The organism is uncultured Sphingomonas sp., from assembly GCF_937871615.1.
Taxonomy (GTDB): Bacteria; Pseudomonadota; Alphaproteobacteria; order Sphingomonadales; family Sphingomonadaceae; genus Sphingomonas.
Genome location: NZ_CALMPA010000059.1, coordinates 1 through 16,784 on the forward strand (window position 1 = coordinate 1; position 16,784 = coordinate 16,784).

General features: G+C 67.3%; 13 protein-coding genes. 4 read left to right on the plus strand and 9 right to left on the minus strand.

Annotated features, from left to right (window positions below; translation table 11 throughout):
- Window positions 1-1,468 (minus strand): gamma-glutamyltransferase family protein (locus Q0316_RS16300; RefSeq protein ID WP_298674357.1); only part of this gene is annotated, 1,468 nt, incomplete at its 3' end.
- 146 nt (window positions 1,469-1,614) lie between these two features.
- On the opposite strand from Q0316_RS16300, the gene Q0316_RS16305 reads away from it, so the two are divergent.
- Complete coding sequence (locus Q0316_RS16305) at window positions 1,615-3,405, plus strand: long-chain fatty acid--CoA ligase (protein WP_298674358.1); 1,791 nt, start codon at window positions 1,615-1,617, stop codon at window positions 3,403-3,405.
- Window positions 3,406-3,535: 130 nt separating this feature from the next.
- On the opposite strand, the gene Q0316_RS16310 is transcribed toward Q0316_RS16305, so the two are convergent.
- Window positions 3,536-6,433 (minus strand): pitrilysin family protein, encoded by a 2,898-nt coding sequence (locus Q0316_RS16310; RefSeq protein WP_298674359.1) that lies wholly within the window; start codon window positions 6,431-6,433, stop codon window positions 3,536-3,538.
- Window positions 6,434-6,664: 231 nt separating this feature from the next.
- Between Q0316_RS16310 and Q0316_RS16315 the strand changes: the two genes are divergently transcribed.
- Window positions 6,665-7,495: an aspartyl/asparaginyl beta-hydroxylase domain-containing protein gene (locus tag Q0316_RS16315; protein WP_298674360.1), complete on the plus strand. Its 831-nt coding sequence runs from the start codon at window positions 6,665-6,667 to the stop codon at window positions 7,493-7,495.
- A 155-nt stretch (window positions 7,496-7,650) separates the two neighbouring features.
- Complete coding sequence (locus tag Q0316_RS16320; RefSeq protein ID WP_298674361.1) at window positions 7,651-8,223, plus strand: NifU family protein; 573 nt, start codon at window positions 7,651-7,653, stop codon at window positions 8,221-8,223.
- 24 nt (window positions 8,224-8,247) lie between these two features.
- Here the strand turns inward: Q0316_RS16320 and Q0316_RS16325 are convergent, their stop codons facing one another.
- From Q0316_RS16325 to Q0316_RS16340, 4 genes are all read right to left on the minus strand, one after another.
- On the minus strand, window positions 8,248-9,222 hold the full coding sequence (locus Q0316_RS16325; protein ID WP_298674362.1) for a L,D-transpeptidase family protein: 975 nt from the start codon (window positions 9,220-9,222) through the stop codon (window positions 8,248-8,250).
- Between the two features lie 302 nt (window positions 9,223-9,524).
- Window positions 9,525-10,304, minus strand: a complete 780-nt coding sequence (locus tag Q0316_RS16330; protein WP_298674363.1) for a sulfite exporter TauE/SafE family protein — start codon at window positions 10,302-10,304, stop codon at window positions 9,525-9,527.
- 7 nt (window positions 10,305-10,311) lie between these two features.
- Window positions 10,312-10,830, minus strand: coding sequence for a rhodanese family protein (locus Q0316_RS16335; RefSeq protein WP_298674364.1), 519 nt, complete (start codon window positions 10,828-10,830; stop codon window positions 10,312-10,314).
- A gap of 4 nt (window positions 10,831-10,834) precedes the next feature.
- Complete coding sequence (locus tag Q0316_RS16340; RefSeq protein WP_298674365.1) at window positions 10,835-11,146, minus strand: helix-turn-helix transcriptional regulator; 312 nt, start codon at window positions 11,144-11,146, stop codon at window positions 10,835-10,837.
- A 72-nt stretch (window positions 11,147-11,218) separates the two neighbouring features.
- Between Q0316_RS16340 and Q0316_RS16345 the strand changes: the two genes are divergently transcribed.
- A complete protein-coding gene (locus Q0316_RS16345; protein ID WP_298674366.1) occupies window positions 11,219-12,094 on the plus strand; it encodes an MBL fold metallo-hydrolase in 876 nt (291 codons plus the stop codon).
- Window positions 12,095-12,354: 260 nt separating this feature from the next.
- Here the strand turns inward: Q0316_RS16345 and Q0316_RS16350 are convergent, their stop codons facing one another.
- From Q0316_RS16350 to ptsP, 3 genes are all read right to left on the minus strand, one after another.
- On the minus strand, window positions 12,355-13,278 hold the full coding sequence (locus Q0316_RS16350; RefSeq protein ID WP_298674367.1) for a hypothetical protein: 924 nt from the start codon (window positions 13,276-13,278) through the stop codon (window positions 12,355-12,357).
- A 66-nt stretch (window positions 13,279-13,344) separates the two neighbouring features.
- Complete coding sequence (locus Q0316_RS16355; RefSeq protein WP_298674368.1) at window positions 13,345-14,307, minus strand: helix-turn-helix domain-containing protein; 963 nt, start codon at window positions 14,305-14,307, stop codon at window positions 13,345-13,347.
- Between the two features lie 116 nt (window positions 14,308-14,423).
- Window positions 14,424-16,700 carry a phosphoenolpyruvate--protein phosphotransferase gene (gene ptsP, locus Q0316_RS16360; RefSeq protein ID WP_298674369.1) on the minus strand — a complete coding sequence of 759 codons (2,277 nt, stop codon included), beginning with the start codon at window positions 16,698-16,700 and terminating at the stop codon, window positions 14,424-14,426.
- Between the last annotated feature and the right edge of the window lie 84 nt (window positions 16,701-16,784).

A 16,784-nucleotide genomic window follows, 5' to 3' on the forward strand; every position in this document is an offset into this window, starting at 1 on the left:
TGCCGACATAGGCGAGGATCGCATTGCCCCCCGCCGAGCCGAGCGCGCCGGCGAAGCCGCGCTCGCCGTCGAGCAGCACCAGCGGGGTCATCGACGAGCGCGGGCGCTTGCCCCCGGCGACCGCATTGGCCGCAGGCCGCCCGTCGGAATCGCGCGGGGTGAAGGAGAAATCGGTCATCTGGTTGTTGAGGAAGAAGCCGTCGACCATCCGCCCCGAGCCGAAGATCGATTCGACCGTGGTGGTCATCGACACGACATTGCCGTGCGCATCGCCGACGATGAAATGCGAGGTGCCCATCGGCTCGAGCGTGCGATCGACCCCGGCGAGCGTCGCCCCCGGCGGGGTGCCGGCGGCGGGCGGCGGGCCGGCGCGCTCGCCGATCAGCGCCGCGCGGCTCGCGACATAGGCCGGATCGAGCAGCCCGGCGACCGGCACGCGGACGAACGCCGGATCGCCGACATAGCGATCGCGATCGGCGTACATCAGCCGGCTCGCCTCGGCGAACTGGAACCACGCCTTGGGATCCTGCGGCCCGCGCTTGTCGATATCGGTATGGCCGAGCAGCATGAGCAACTGGAGCAGCCCCACCCCACTCGACGGCGGCGGCGGCACGCAGACGAGATAGACGCGATACGGTCCGCACAACGCCTCGCGCACCACCGGGCGATAGCCCGCGAGATCGGCGAGCGTCATCGTGCCGGGGTGCGCGCCGGCATGGACGCGATCGACGATCGCCCGCGCCGTGCTGCCCGCATAGAGCGCGGATGGCCCTTCATTCGCCAGCCGGTGGATGAAGGCGGCGAAGGCGGGATTGCGCAGCCGATCGCCCGCGCCGACCAGCCCGCCACCGGGTTTGGCGAAATAGGCGCGGACATCGGGCGCGGACGATTGCGGGTAGAGCGAACTGCCGAGAAATTTGCCGAGCCGGGGCGAGACGATGAAGCCATCGCGCGCGGTGCGCTCCGCATCGCCGAACAGATCGCGCCACGGCAATTTGCCGTGGCTGTCATGCGCCAGCGCGAGCATCTTCACCGCGCCGGGCACGCCGGTTGACCGGCCACTCAGCACCGCGACCGGGAACGGCAGCGGGCGGCCATTATCGTCCAGGAACATATCCGGCGTCGCGCCCGCCGGGGCGGTTTCGCGCCCGTCGTAGATCGTCACGCCGCGCGTCGCGCCGTCGTAATAGGTCATGAACGCGCCGCCGCCGATGCCGGAGCTTTGCGGCTCGACCAGCGAGAGCATCGCCTGCACCGCGATCGCCGCGTCCACCGCGCTGCCGCCGCGCCGCAACACCGCCATCCCCGCTTCAGCCGCCAGCGGATTGGCCGCCGCGACGAAAATCCGCGCGGTGGCGGCGGGCGCGGCGGTGACCGGCGCGGTGGAAACCGGCGGCGCGGCGCTTACCGCGCACGCGCCGAGCGCCACCGCGAAAACGGTGGAATACAGCGTCTTTACCAGCCTCATTGCGCGCTCCCTGCGACCTTTTTGATTGAAGCGGGGATAGCGGGCGGCGGCGGCGGCGTCCACGCCGGCTGGCCCCGCCGCGCGATCCGGCCTAGAAACCGCCGAGACAAGACAAAGGCCCGAAAATCGGGCATCCCGGAGAGGATATGCGAACGCTCGAACATTTCCCCAATCTCGTCACCATGTTCTTCACGCGCGCGCGCGAACGCGGCGATGCGCCGTTCCTGTGGGCGAAGCGCGACGGGCAGTGGCAGGCGACGAGCTGGGCCGAGGCGGCGCGCCAGGTGGCGAGCCTCGCCGCCGCGCTGAATACATCGGGGCTGCGGCCCGGCGACCGCGTGATGCTGGTGAGCGAGAACCGCCCCGAATGGTGCATCTCCGATCTGGCGATCATGGCCGCCGGCTGCGTCACCGTGCCGACCTACACCACCAATACCGAGCGCGATCACGCGCATATCATCGAAAATTCCGGCGCGCGCGCGGTGATCGTCTCCAACCAGAAGCTCGCCGATGTGGTGATGCGCGCGGTGGTGCGCACCACCCATGCGGAAATCGTGATCGGCATCGACCAGCCACGGCTGCGCCAGGCGGGCATCACCTGCCTCGACTGGCACGATCTGATCGCCACGCATCCCGCCGATCCCGTGACGGCGGCGACGGAGGCCGCGACGCGCTTCGGGCGCAACGATCTGGCGTGCATCATCTACACCTCCGGCACGGGCGGCGCGCCGCGCGGCGTGATGCAGCATCACGGCGCGATCCTGCACAATGTCGCCGGCTGCACCCGGATCATCGCGGAGGATTTCGGCTGGGGCGACGAGGTGTTCCTTTCCTTCCTCCCGCTCTCCCACGCTTATGAGCATAGCGGCGGGCAGTATTTTCCGATCGGGGTGGGCGGGCAGATCTATTATGCCGAGGGGCTGGAGAAGCTCGCCTCGAACATGGAGGAGGTGCGCCCGACGATCATGGTGGTCGTGCCGCGCCTGTTCGAAGTGCTGCGCACCCGCATCACCAAGGCGATCGAGAAACAGGGCGGGCTGAGCCGGAAGCTGCTCGGCATGGCGCTGGACGTCGGCGCGAAACGCTATGAGGGGCGGCTGGGGCTGGCCGACCGGCCAAGGGCGCTGCTGGTGGACACGCTGTTCAAGCCGCGCATCGGCAAGAAATTCGGCGGGCGGATGAAGGCGATGGTCTCCGGCGGCGCGCCGCTGACGCCGGAGGTGGGCGTGTTCTTCCAGTCGCTCGGCGTCACCTTCCTTCAGGGCTATGGGCAGACCGAGGCCGCGCCGGTGATCTCGTGCAACCGCCCGGCGGCGGGGCTGAGGATGGATTCGGTCGGCCCGCCGCTGCCCGATACCGAGGTGCGGATCGCGGAGGATGGCGAAATCCTGGTGCGCGGCGAACTCGTCATGCACGGCTATTGGCGCAACGAGGCGGAAACGGCGCGCGTGCTGCGCGATGGCTGGCTCCACACCGGCGATATCGGCGAGATCGACGAACGCGGGCGGATCAGGATCACCGACCGCAAGAAAGACCTTATCATCAACGACAAGGGCGACAATGTCGCCCCGCAGAAGGTGGAGGGGCTGCTGACACTCCAGCCCGAGATCATGCAGGCGATGATCGCCGGCGATCGCAAGCCGCATATGGTGGCGGTGATCGTGCCCGATCCGGAATGGACCCAGGAATGGTGCGCGGAAAACGGCGTGGCGAACGACGCCGCCGCGCTGGCGGACAATGCCGCCTATCGCAACGCGATCAGCGCCGCGGTCGATCGCACCAACAAGGAATTGTCGGTGATCGAGCGCATCCGCCGCTTCATTCTGGCGGACGAGCCGTTCGCGATCGAGAACGAGCAATTGACGCCGAGCCTGAAGATCAGGCGGCATGTGCTGAAAGAGGTTTACGGCGAGCGGCTGGAAGCACTGTATCGGTAAGCGGGGGCCGCCCGGTAACTGGCGGGCCAGTCCCCAAACTTGGCGGGGCACCGCCTTCTTCGGAAGAAGGGCAGCCCTTCGACAGGCTCAGGGCGAACGGGTGGACTCTGCTCCCCGGCTCAGGGGCAGCCTATTTCGCCGCCGCATCCCTCTTGCCGCGCGGGAGCACGGCGAGCGTCCAGTCCTTGTCGGGGCGGAGATATTTCGCCGCCGTCGCCTGAAGATTTTCCGGCGTGATGCTCGCGATATCATCGACCATCGAATGGAGCGATTCGAGCCGCGCGGGGTCATAAGCCCCGCCGTTCGCCTGGATCAGCCAGAACTGGTTTCCCGAGGAGGCACGCGCGAGATATTGCAGCGTCGGCACCACGGTGCGCCGCAATTCATCCGCGTCGATCGGCTTTGCGGCCAGTTCGGCCGCGATTTCGCGGCTGAGGCGGAAGAACAGATCGACCTTGTCCGGCTGCACCTGCCCCACCGCGATGATCCGCCCGCCGCTCGCCATGCCGAGCGGCCACTGGCTCTGCGCCGAGGGGCTATAGCTCGCCCCCGCGACCGAACGCAGCCGATCGAACAGCCGATCCGCGAAAACCGAGGCGAGGATATCCAGCCGCCGCATCTCGGCATGATCCGCCGCCCCACCGCCGGTCGGCCAGGCGATCACCGCCGCGGCCTGGGTTTCCGGGCCGCCGTGGGTGAGGATCACCGGCTTGTCGACATGCGCCGGAAAGTTCACCGGCACGACCGGGACCTTATCGTCCTTGCGCTTCTTGAGCGCGCCGAAGCTGCGCGCGACCGCCGCGATCGCCTCATCCTCCTTCACGTCGCCGAACACGTCCACCTCGATCGGCCCCTTCGCCAGCACCGGCTCCCAGAAGGCGCGGAAGTTTTCGGGCGTCAGCTTTTCCACCTCGCTTTGCGCAGGGGTGCCCCAGCGCACGTCGCCATCGCGGATGCGGCGTTCAAGCTCGCGGCTCAGCACGCCATCGGGCGAGGCATCGAGCCCCGGATAACCCGCGAGCATCGCCGCGCGCGCGCGCATCACCGGCGCGGCATCCCAGCGCGGGAAGGCGAGCTTGTCCGCCATCAGCAGCAGATTGTCGGCATAATCGCCCGGCGTGCTCATCGCGCTGAACGTGAACGCATCGTCGGCGACATCGAGATCCATGCCGATCCGCCGCCCGTTGGTGAGCGCATCGAGATCGCCCTGATCGAGATCGCCGATGCCCGACGGCACCAGCGCCATATCCCCCGCCCACGCCGGGGTGGGCACCTTCGAGGGCATCGTCGAATAACCGCGCCCGAAGCGAACCCGCAGATAGACGCGCCCGGTTTCCGACGAATTGGCGTAGAGCAACATGCGCACGCCGTTTTTGAAGACGATCTTCTCCAGCCCCGGATCGCCCGCCAACTCCCGCGACTTCACCTTGCCCGGCTTGCCCAGCCGGGGCAGGCGCGAGAAATCCACCTTCGCCTGATCCTTGCGGCTGCCGACCAGCCCGGACACATCCTCCCTGAGCGCGGCGGCCACCGCCGCCGGGGTCGCGCCGTCGGCGGTGCGGGTGTTGACGATCGCGCGGGTCGCGGTGCCGGCGAAGATGCGGCGGGTGGATTCGAGCAGCGCCTCGGGCGTGAACATGCCCTTGTCATGCGCCTGTTTCAGGATGTTGTATGATTCCTGCGGCCCGGCGACCGTTTCGCGGATATCGAGCGCGCCGACCATATCGTCGGCCTGCTTCGCCCCCGCCTCCACCCGCGCGGTGCCGACATCGTTGCGCATCGCGGCATCGAATTCGGCATATTCGCGCTCGATCTCCGCCTGGGTCGGCGCGCGCGCCATCGCATCCGCGATCACCGCGCGCACATCCTTCATCGCCGCGTGCCAATCATCGCCGACCGGCAGGATATTGGCGAAGGTGACGTTGGCGGAGCGCGACACGTCATCGAGGCTGACCGAGGCTTGCAGGAAACTGCCGCCCGCGCGCGCACGCGTCTCCAGCCGGCGATTGATGACGCGCACGGCGAGGAAATCAATGAAACGCTTCTGATTGAAGATGATCGTATCGTCGCGCGCGATCCACGGCCGCAGCACCGCCATCGAGACGACCGGGGGCAGCGCCGGCTCGACGATCGTGGCGGTTTCGGGCGCGGCGGGATCGGGCTTGCCGAAATCGGTATCCGCCGGGTTCGGCCCCTTGCCGTGCCAGCTTCCGAAATTCTTGACGATCAGCTTCGCCGCGATCGCCGGGTCGATATCGCCGGAAATGATGACCACCGTGCGTGCCGGGCGATACCAGCGATCGTGAAACGCCCGGATCGTCGCGGGGGTCGCGGCCTCCAGCGTCTTCACGCTGCCGATCGGCGAGCGATCCGCCAGCGGCTGATGCGCGAAGAACAAGGCGCGCATCGCATCGGACCAGCGCACCTGCGGCCCCGGCGCCTCGCGCTGCTCCGCGAGCACGGCGGGCCGTTCCGACGCGAGGCCCTTTTCGGTGATCGCCGGCTCCGCCATCATGCCCGCGAAGATCTTCAGGCTTTCGCCAAGCGTATCCTCGGTCGCGGCGGGCAGATCGAGCTTGTACACCGTCTGCGTCGGCGTGGTCTGCGCGTTCGAATCCGATCCGAAGGTGGCGCCGAACCGCTGCCACACCCGCTTCGTCTCGCCATCGGGCACATATTTCGAGCCGCGAAACGAAAGATGCTCGATCAGATGGGCATAGCCCTGTTCCGAATCACGCTCGTTGAGCGAGCCCGCGTCGATCCGCACGCGCACCGCGACCTGCCCCGGCGGCACGCCGTTCTTGCGCACGGCATAGCGCAGCCCCGTGGAAAGCTTGCCGAAATGCCATTGCGGATCGGGCGGGATATCCGATCGCTCGAACAGCCATGGCGCGGTATCGACCGTTACCGGCGCCGGCGCGGCGGCAACCGCCTTTTTGGCGCGCGCGACCGGGGCGGGCGCGGCGGCGTTGGCGACGAGGGCGAAGGCGGCCAGCGGCGTCGCCACCGCGCGGATCAGGAACGACATGCCCCCACTTGTACGGTCGCCATGGTCGATCGGCAACGCTGCCCAACATCAACGCCACATTTCCGTTTTCACGCCATGTTTTGGACCCGAACCGGGGGTAGCGATTCAGGCCGTGGCCCCGGCGGACCCCTTTGCCGTGGCGCTGCGTTCTCCCGTCGGCACTTGTGCCACCGGCGCAATGAATGGACTGAAAAGCGCGTGGATCTCGATCTAAGGCAGCCACCCCAGAGAATGGGGCATAATTCGGGCAGCGCCCTTGCCGCCGACCCGCTGATGGTGCCCGATCTCAACGTCATTTCCGGCGCGCCCGCCCCCGGCGCCGAAATGAAGGCCGCGCGCGGCCGCCCGCTGATTATCTCGATCGGCAAGCATTTCCGCGGCTTCTTCGATCGGCTGATCGCTTCCTCCTCGCTCGTTTCGAATCAGCCGGTGCTCGACGTGCGCGATTTCGCCTGGACGCAAATGCTGCGCGAGAACTGGCAGGCGATCCGCGCCGAGGCGATCGCGGTCGCGCTGCGCGGCAACGCCGCCCCGAGCCTTGCCACCATCTCGCCCGATCATCGCGCGATCGCGGAGGTGAACAAATGGCGCTCGTTCTTCCTGTGGGGCTATGGCTTTCGCATCGACGAGAATGCCGATCGCTGCCCCAACACCGCCGCGCTGGTGGAGCGTATTCCGGGGCTGAACTCCGCCTTTTTCTCGATCCTCGCGCCGGGCACGCATATCCCCGATCATCGCGGCGTGACCAAGGGGCTTATCACCTGCCACCTCGGCCTTGTCGTGCCGCGCGACGGCGATGTGCGGATGCGGGTGCACGATCGCATCGTGCGCTGGTCCGAAGGCGAGACGCTCGTGTTCGACGACACCTATCAGCATGAGGTGTGGAACGATACCGGGGGCACGCGCGTCGTGCTGCTGATCCAGTTCGAGCGGCCCCTGCGCAATCCGGGGAAATGGATCGCGCAGACGTTCCTCCGCGTCGTCCGCCGATCCGCCTTCGTTCAGGAAGCGCGCGACAATATCCAGACGTGGAACGCCGCGGTGAAGCAGCTCGACGTTTGATTTGGTAGCGGCGCCGGCCCGCTCCCCCACCCCGCCTCCCACAGCAGTATCCTGAATGGGAGGCGGGGTGGGGGAGCGGGCCGGCGCCGCGAGCAAGACAAGACAAACCCCAACGAATCCTTGATCCGGCGGCGGGCGGTCTCCACATTGCATCCATGTTGATCGAGACCGAAGCCACCCCGAACCCCGCGACGCTGAAGTTCCTTCCCGGTCGCACCGTGATGGATAACGGCACCCGCGATTTCGCGACGCCCGAGGAAGCCCAGGCATCCCCGCTGGCGGAGGCGCTGTTCGGGCTGGGCGACGTGACCGGCGTATTCTTCGGGCGCGATTTCGTGTCCGTCACCGCCGCGCCGGGCGTGGACTGGCCGGGGCTGAAGCCCGATGTGCTCGCGATCCTGCTCGATCATTTCACCGCGCAGATGCCGCTGTTCAACGGCCCGTCCGCCGATTTCTCCGTCCCGCCCGCGGAGGAGGATTTCGCCGACGATCCCGCCGACGCCGATATCGTCGCGCAGATCCGCGAACTGATCGACACCCGCGTCCGCCCAGCGGTGGCAAACGACGGCGGCGATATCGTCTATCGCGGGTTCGACAAGGGCAAGGTCTATCTGCGGATGCACGGCGCCTGCTCGGGCTGCCCATCGTCCACCGCCACGCTCAAGAACGGCATCGAGCAATTGCTCAGGCATTATGTGCCCGAAGTGACCGAGGTGCGCGCGATCTGATCCCGCGCGCGCCCGGCGGGGCCGTTATTTCGCGATCACGAAATCCTTGAGGCTGCTCACATCGGTCAGCGCATCGGGGGTGATAACCACCGTCGCGCCCGGCACCAGCACGCTGTCTATCGCCGCGCGGGTGGCGGCGGTCATGTCGATATCGCCAAGCTGCATATCCTCATCCACCGTCTGGCCGGGCAAGCCGATCCGCGCCCAGCGGCGCGCGCCCGCCGCATCGGCGGATTGCAGCGAATAGAGATAGGGGTGGCTGATCTTGCGATTGGCGTTGATCGCGGCGCGCCCGATGATCCACCCGCCGCGAATGACGAACAACGCCCGATCCGACGTGCTGACGACGATCGAAACCGGGCCGGTCGGCGATCGCGCCGGCTCCCAGAAATCGCGATCGCTGGGGATGGGCGCCCCGCCCTTCGCCGCCGCCGCGATCACATCCCCGGCGGGCACCACGGCGGGCAGCGCTTCACGCTTCGTCACCACCACCGTCATGCCGAGCGGGGTCGCGCCGTAAAGCGTCTGCGCGAACTTCGCCGGCAGGCGGATGCAGCCGTGCGACGCGGCGTGCCCCGGCAGCGTCCCCGCGTGAAGCGCGATCCCGTCCCACGTCAGCCGCTGCATGAACGGCATCGGCGCGTTATCGTACAGGTTCGAATGGTGCATCTTCTCCTTCTGGAGCACGCTGAAGATGCCGGTCGGCGTCTCATGCCCCTTCTTGCCGGAGGAGATGGTGGTGATCGCGATCGGCAGGCCGTTGCGATAGACCACCGCGCGCTGCGTTTCGAGATTGACGACCATCAGGATCGGCCCAGCCGGCGCGGTCTGCGGCGCCCACAGATATTCCCCCGCCTTCAACGCCTTGGCCGCACCCAGCACCGAGGCGTTATCGAGCGTCGAGCGGGCGGTGACGGTGACCGTCTTCGGCTCTGCGGCACCAGCGGGAGCCGCCTGCGACAGAATCGCGGCGGCAGCGAGGAAAGCGAACATCGGCATGGAGACAGGCTTAGCGCGAAAGGTGGGCGGATTGAATCACCGATATTCGTGGGCGGGAGGTTTGGGGTGCTGGGATACTGCCTCACCGCTTCCGGGAGAACATGACAGGATAGCCGACGTTGTTCACACCGGGCGCAAACCCTGGCTCCCGACCCGAATTCGACTAATTCATTAAATCGCAGCTTTCCCGGAAACCTGCCGACCACGCGCGGCGTCGGCAGTTCCCATTCCTGGTTCCCGGCAACCAAATTGCGGGAAAACTCCTGCGCGAACGAGCTTCGCGAGAACCGTCAGGAAGGGGGTCATGCTGACGACGCGACGATATATCCCCCGATCGCGATCACCACGGCGGCGAAGCCGCGCTCCAGCAGCCCTTTGCGAGTGCCAAGCATCTTGCCGAGTGCGATGCCCGCGATCGTCCCGCCGACCCCGCCCGCGACCAGCAGCGCGGTTACGCTCCAATCGACCAGCCCGGACATGGCGTAGGACGTGGCTGTGGTCAGCCCGAGTGCGCTGACGACGACCAGCGACGTACCGATCGCCAAGGGTAATGGCATCGCGGTTGCGAGGATCAGCCCCGGAACGATCAGGAATCCGCCTCCGATCCCGAAGAAGCCGGCGGCAAGCCCGACGCCCAGCCCGATCGGGACCAAGCGCGGGAGCAGCATCGCGGCGCTGTCGCGCGTCAATCGTACATCGGGCGCCTCCGCGGCGCGGCGTTTGCGCAGCATCGACACGCCGACCCCAACCATCAGCAGCCCGAACAGGACGAGCAGCCGCTTGCCATCGAACGCCTTGCCCAGTTCCGCGCCCAACGCCGCGCCGATCATGCCCGACACCGCGAACACCCCTGCGCACCGCCATTTCACCCGCCCGGCGCGCGCGTGACCAACGAGACTGGCGAGCGCGTTGATCGTGACGGCGACTGCGGCCGTCCCGATCGCAGCGTGCGGCGACCCGACGCCGACAACATAGATCAGAAGCGGCACGGCGAGGATGGAGCCGCCCCCACCGACCAGGCCGAGGATAAGCCCGATCACGCCCCCCGATACGAGCGCGGCGAGAATGGCGGCTGCGTCCATGATTGCCTCAGGACACCGCGCGCCGGTTCCACGGCATGACCCGCAGCAGGTGGGCCATGCCGCACCACCCCGTCACGCCTGCGAACATCAACCCTGCGCCGACGAATGCCGACAGACCAAAGAAGCCGGGGGAGACGAACGCGCCCAGCAGCACGCCGATCAACACCAAGGCACCGGCGGTAATCTGCACCTGGCGCATGATCTCCAGCGGCTGTGACCGATCGCAGACGGTGGGCTGTCCGGCCTGCCGCCACGCGTCGATACCACCTGCGAGGATATAGGCAGCGGCGCCATCCGCCGCCGCGCCGAGCTGCGCCGCATTGGCGGCGGTGCGCATCCCGGACTTGCAGTGGAAGACAATCGGGCGCCGGTCACGCGGCAGATCGCCGATCCGGTCCAGCGGTACGTTCATCGCGCCGGGGATATGCTCGCGCGCATGTTCGTCGGCGCCGCGGATGTCGATCAGGCGCGCACCGGCGTCGATCGCGGCGCGGGTTTCAGCGGGAGAAAGGGTCGCAAGCGTCATCGCATCAATCCTTGCAGTAGAGCTGGTAGAGGGTGGCGAGCAGCGTTTCGACGCGAGCGTCCGCGATGGCATACCAGAGCGTCTGGCTCTCACGCCGATAGGTGACGAGGCCTTCGTCACGCATCCTGGCGAGGTGCTGCGAACAGGCCGATTGCGACAGCCCGACATCGCGGGCGAGATCGCCGACCGTCACCTCTCCATGCTCGACCAGCTTGCACAGCAGCATCAGCCGGCGCGCGTTGCCGATCGCCTTCAGCGTATCGGCAACCTGCCCGGCTTTCACCTCGAAAGTCGCCAGATCCATCGGCTTGAGCATCGTCGCCACTCCATTAGATGTTGCTTATGTAGCATCATCTAATATATTAGCAAGAGCTAACGGAGAACATTCATGAGCCAACCCTTCATCGAGGCCTTTTTCGACGAACCGACCAACACGATCAGCTACCTCGTCGGCGACCCCGCGACGCGGACAGCAGCGGTGATCGACCCGGTACTCGACTTCGACATGGCGAGCGGCGTCGCCGACACGCGCTCGGCTGAACGGATCGTCGCCTTCGCGCGTGAGCATGACTGGCAGATCGCGATGGTGCTGGAAACGCACGCCCATGCCGATCATCTGTCAGCCGCCCCCTTCATCAAGGCGCACACCGGCGCCTGGATCGGAATCGGCGCGCATATCCGCGACGTGCAGAAGATCTTCCGGCCCGTCTTCGCGATGGACGATCTGAAGACGGACGGATCGGACTTCGATCGGTTGTTCGAGGATGGCGATCGCTTTGCGATCGGTGCGCTGGAGGTGGAGGTGCTGCACGTCCCCGGCCACACCCCGGCCGACATCGCCTATCGGATCGCCGACGCGGCATTCGTCGGCGACACGCTGTTCATGCCCGATTACGGCACCGCGCGCGCCGATTTTCCCGGAGGCGATGCGCGCACGCTCTATCGCTCGATCCGCCGCCTGCTGGCGCTGCCCGACGCGACGCGGCTGTTCATGTGCCACGACTACAAGGCACCGGACCGCGAAGACTATCGCTGGGAGACGACGGTGGGCGAGCAGCGCCGCTCAAGCATCCACGTCCATGACGGCGTCAACGAAGACGATTTCGTTTCCATGCGCGAGAAACGTGATGCTGGCCTGCCGGTGCCGAAGCTGCTTCTGCCTTCGATCCAGGTAAATATTCGCGCCGGTCATTTCGATCAGGCGGAAGCGAACGGCATCACCTATCTACGCATCCCCGTGAAGTGGAAAAGCGACAAAGGTTAGCCGGATATGGTTGGGAGATCGCGGACCTGCCGCAACGGTATCCTGAGGGCCGCTTGTGAATGAGCGGCAGCCATCCGGTTCCGGCTACTGGAAACCGCCGCGCAGAAATGCCCCTGTTCCAGTCATCCTCTGTTCCAGCCATCCGGCGCCGCGTCGACGGGCGACCGCTTTCGGGATCGGCGCTCGGTCATACCGATGGCGACAACTGCGACGTAAGCGCCAGCTCGCGCGCCGCTATTGCGCCCTCACCCACGCACGCGTCACTTGCATTTCGCGGCTGCGCGGGCGCGGGTGATGTCGGATTGCATTTGCGCGCTGATCTTCGTGCCGTACACGTCGGTCAATTCGCCATAGACCTTGCACGCATCCGCCGGCTTGTTGAGCTTCATCAGCGACTGGCCGAGGTAGTAAAGGCTTTCGGGCGCGCGCTCGCCGTCGGGCATCTTCTTGTAATTGTCGTAGAAAGCGATCGACGCGAGGCTGGGCTTGCCATCGTCTAGATAGCTGCGCCCGAGCAGATTCTGCGCGAAGCTGGCACGGCGCGAGCGGGGATAATCGGCGACGACCTTTTTCAGTTGCGCGGCGGCCTCCGGATAGAGCTTCGCCTGCCACAGCCGATAGCCGTAGATATAATCATCCTCGTCGGGCTGCGCGGTGGAGGGCTTTTCGATCGCGGCGAGCAGCTTCGCGCGCGCCGGATCCTTGCCCGCTGCCGGCGCGGGCGCCTCCGGCTTCCGGCCCGGTGATGGCGGCGGCGTGGTCGCGGCGGGGGCGGCGCTTTCGCCCGGCCCGCCGACGCCCGGCGCGGGGGCGGCGCTGGTGAAGCGCGCATCGACTTCCTTGCGATAGGCGGCGAACTGCTCCTCAAGCTGACGCATACGATATTGCGTCTGCTCGATCTGCCCGGTCATCGAGGCCATCTGCCCTTCGAGCAGGCCGACGCGCTGGGTGAGGTCGGCGATCACCGGGGTGGCGGGGGTTCCGATCTCACGACCGGGCGCGGGCGCGCCGGTGATCTGCGGTTCCATCGAGGGCACCGCGCCGGCCCCGCCGGGGAACACCTTGCGCTGCACCGCGCGCATCTCGCTTTCGAGCTTGCCGACGCGGCCATCCAGCCCAGATTGCGCCGCTGCGGGCACCGCCCAGCACATCGCCACACCTGCCAACAACACCAGTTTGCGCATCGCCGTCATCCCCCGGGGCGTCACCGCACCCCCTGCCAACCAAGACTTCATTGCCACCGCCCGCGATCAATCCCGCGCGCCGAGCGGCGGGGCCGGATCGGCATTCGCATTCGCATCCGCCCCGTGCGGCGCCGGATCGACGAATGCCGGAGGACGCGCCGCCGCCGGTGCGGCGGCCCGGTTCGGCCTGGACGCTGGCGCGGCCTCCGGCGTCGGTTTCGGCGCGGGGGCAACCCCGGCGGGCGCGCCCGCGACACGCGCGGCGAGCGCGGCGGCGCTGACCGCGACATCCTTGATCGGGTGCGATCCGTCACCAAGCGGCGGCAGCGCCGAGCCGTTCAGCGTGACGGTGAGCTTGTCCGGGCGGCCGACGTTGATCTTCGGATCCTTCGCGTCCGGCGGCACGTCATAACGATCGCCGGCCTTCATCGTGCCGAGATACAGCGTCTTGTTATCGGCATCATAGACGCGCAGCCACACATCGTCTGTCGCGGTGAGCGTTACATGCCCTGCCCCGGCGACCGGGGCGGACGGGCGCGGGGCGGGAACCGCGACGGCGACGGCGGGCGCGGGCGCCGCAGCCGGCGCCTCACTGCCAGCGCCATTCCCGCGCCACATGCCGACCGCGAACCACAATACCGCGAGGACGACGACAGCCAGCGCCACACCAGCAGCAACGATCACCAGCCCGCGCGATGGCACCCGCGCCGGATCGGCGACCTCATAGGGCTGATATTGCGTCGTCGGTCGCCCGCTGCGCGCGACCTCCTCGCGGATTTCGCGCGCGACCTCCACCTCGTCCTCCCCGACCGAGCGGGCGTAGGCGCGCGCGAAGCCGACCGCATAGGTGGGCGAGGGAAGCGAGGCGAAATCGCCGCTCTCGATCGCTTCAAGATGGCGCTGCGGCACGCGGGTGCGCGCGGCGATTTCCGCCAGCGTCAGGCCCTGTGCCTCACGCGCGCTACGCAATCGCTCCCCGACCGGGCGGGGAAAAAGCGTCGTCTGTTCGCCGGTGGCGGCGTCGGTCATTGATATCTCCGGCTGCGGGCCGCGACCCTGCCTTATACTTCAGGCCCACTATTGAATGACGTGTCCCAAAGCCGGCGTGGCGTGTCAATCGCGCGCGCCCGTCGCTGATCCAGCATCTAGCCCAATTCAACGCCCTGCGCGACGGCGAACTCGCTCAGCGCGGCGCGCAAATCGCGCGGCGGGGCCGCGAGCAGCCGGCTCACCTCCGCCATCAACGCCGCGCGATCGAGCGAGCGGATCATCGCCTTGATCGGGCCGACCGCCGCCGGGGTGATCGACAATCGCTCGATCCCAAGGCCGAGCAGCGCCATCGCCTCCAGCGGGCGCCCGCCCATCTCGCCGCACACCGTGAGCGTAACCCCCGCCGCGCGCACCGGCTCCACCACGCTGGCGAGGAAGCGCAGGATCGAGGTGGACAGCCAGTCGTAACGCTCCGCCAGCTTGGGATTGGCGCGATCCGCGGCGAACAGGAATTGCGTGAGATCATTGGTGCCGACCGAGAGGAACTGGAGCTTCGGCAGCAAGAGATCGAGCTGATAGGCAAGGCTCGGCACCTCCAGCATCGCGCCATAGCGTATCTCATTGGGCAGCCGCCGCCCGCGCGAGACGAGCCAGTCGCGCTGCGCCTCGAACAGCGCCTGCGCCTCATCGAACTCCCATGCTTCCGATACCATCGGGAACATCACGTTGAGCGTGCGCCCCGCCGCCGCCTCCAGCAGCGCGCGGGCCTGCACCTTCATCAGCCCCTCGCGCTCCAGCCCCAGCCGCAGCGCGCGCCAGCCCATCGCCGGATTTTCCTCGTCGGCGGGATTATCCTTCAGATAGGGCAACGCCTTGTCCCCGCCGATGTCGATCGTGCGGAACACCACCGGGCGATCGCCCGCCGCGTCGAGCACCTCGCGATACAATCGGTGCTGGCGTTCGCGCGAGGGAAGCGTGGCGGAAACGAGGAACTGGAATTCGGTGCGGAACAGGCCGATCCCGTCCGCGCCGGTCAGATCGAGCGAGGCCACGTCATCGCGCAGCCCCGCGTTGACCATCACGGTCAGGCGATGCCCGTCCTTCGTTTCGGGCGCGACCTCACGCAACGCGGCATAAGCGGCGCGGCGCTTCTGGCGGAGCGCGAGCTTGGCATCGAACGCCTCCTCCATCGCGTTGGAGGGGCGGACGATGACCGAGCTTTCGCCGGCATCCAGCAGCACGAGATCGCCATCCGCGATCAGCCGCCGCACATCGCGCACGCGGCCCAGCACCGGCACGCCCATCGCCCGCGCGACGATCGTGACGTGCGCGGTGAGCGAGCCTTCCTCAAGGATCACGCCCTTCAGCCGGCGGCGATCATATTCGAGCAGTTCCGCAGGCCCCAGATTGCGCGCGATCAGGATCGTATCGCGCCTCAGGCCCAATTGCGCGGCGGTGCCCATCTGCCCGGAAACGATGCGCAGCAGCCGGTTGGAGAGATCCTCCAGATCGTGCATCCGATCCGCCAGCAGCGGATCGTCTATCTGGCGCATCCGCTGGCGGGTGCGCTGCTGGACACGCTCGATCGCCGCTTCGGCGGTGAGGCCGCTGTCGATCGCCTCGTTGATGCGCCGCGCCCAGCCCTCGTCATAAGCGAACATCTTGTAGGTGGCGAGCACCTCCTCATGCTCGCCGCCGACGCCGAATTCGGCCTCGCGCGTCATCCGTTCGATCTGCTCGCGCATCTTGTCGAACGCGGCATAGACGCGGTGGCGCTCCGCCTCGGTATCCTCCGCCACCGTATGCTCGATCGTGATGCGCGGCTGGTGAAACACCGCATAGCCCGCCGCCATGCCATCAACCAGCTTCTGGCCGGGAATGCGCATACTGGCGGTGGAATGCTGCGGCGCATCGCCGCGCCCGCCCGCTTCGTCGATCAGCCCGGCATTGGCGATCAGTTCGGACAACACCATCGCGACCGTCTGGAGCGCCTCTATCTCCACATCGGCATATTTGCGCGCCTCGGTATGCTGGACGGCGAGCACGCCCACCGCGCGTTCGCGCCGGATGATCGGCACGCCGGCGAAGCTCTGGAAACGATCCTCGCCGGTTTCGGGGCGATAGGCGAAATGCGGATGGCTCGCGGCTTCATCGAGGTTGAGCACCTCCACATCGCCCGCGATCGTGCCGACCAGCCCCTCGCCAAGCGCGAGCTTGGTTACGTGGACCGCGCTGGTATCCAGCCCGCGCGTCGCGAACAGCTCCAGCACGCCTTCACGCAGCAGATAGATCGAGCAGACCTCGCTGTGCAGCGCCCCGCCGATGATCTCCACCACCTGATTGAGCTTCGCCTGCGCATTCGAACGCGCGGCCATGACATCGTGGAGGCGAACGAGGATCTCGCGGGCGGAGGCGGCGGCGGATAGCTGCATAAGCGCCAGCTATCAGAGCCGAGACTTGGGTGCCACGCAACAAAATGTTGCTGGCCTGTGCAAAGCGAATTTTTTCTGACGCGC

What these genes read in the sequence shown, in the direction of transcription:
- Q0316_RS16305 (WP_298674358.1), top strand. Translation starts at nt 1,615, where the DNA reads ATGCGAACGCTCGAACATTTCCCCAATCTCGTCACCATGTTCTTCACG.
- Q0316_RS16310 (WP_298674359.1), bottom strand. Translation starts at nt 6,433, where the DNA reads ATGTCGTTCCTGATCCGCGCGGTGGCGACGCCGCTGGCCGCCTTCGCC.
- Q0316_RS16315 (WP_298674360.1), top strand. Translation starts at nt 6,665, where the DNA reads ATGGGGCATAATTCGGGCAGCGCCCTTGCCGCCGACCCGCTGATGGTG.
- Q0316_RS16320 (WP_298674361.1), top strand. Translation starts at nt 7,651, where the DNA reads ATGTTGATCGAGACCGAAGCCACCCCGAACCCCGCGACGCTGAAGTTC.
- Q0316_RS16325 (WP_298674362.1), bottom strand. Translation starts at nt 9,222, where the DNA reads ATGCCGATGTTCGCTTTCCTCGCTGCCGCCGCGATTCTGTCGCAGGCG.
- Q0316_RS16330 (WP_298674363.1), bottom strand. Translation starts at nt 10,304, where the DNA reads ATGGACGCAGCCGCCATTCTCGCCGCGCTCGTATCGGGGGGCGTGATC.
- Q0316_RS16335 (WP_298674364.1), bottom strand. Translation starts at nt 10,830, where the DNA reads ATGACGCTTGCGACCCTTTCTCCCGCTGAAACCCGCGCCGCGATCGAC.
- Q0316_RS16340 (WP_298674365.1), bottom strand. Translation starts at nt 11,146, where the DNA reads ATGCTCAAGCCGATGGATCTGGCGACTTTCGAGGTGAAAGCCGGGCAG.
- Q0316_RS16345 (WP_298674366.1), top strand. Translation starts at nt 11,219, where the DNA reads ATGAGCCAACCCTTCATCGAGGCCTTTTTCGACGAACCGACCAACACG.
- Q0316_RS16350 (WP_298674367.1), bottom strand. Translation starts at nt 13,278, where the DNA reads ATGCGCAAACTGGTGTTGTTGGCAGGTGTGGCGATGTGCTGGGCGGTG.
- Q0316_RS16355 (WP_298674368.1), bottom strand. Translation starts at nt 14,307, where the DNA reads ATGACCGACGCCGCCACCGGCGAACAGACGACGCTTTTTCCCCGCCCG.
- ptsP (WP_298674369.1), bottom strand. Translation starts at nt 16,700, where the DNA reads ATGCAGCTATCCGCCGCCGCCTCCGCCCGCGAGATCCTCGTTCGCCTC.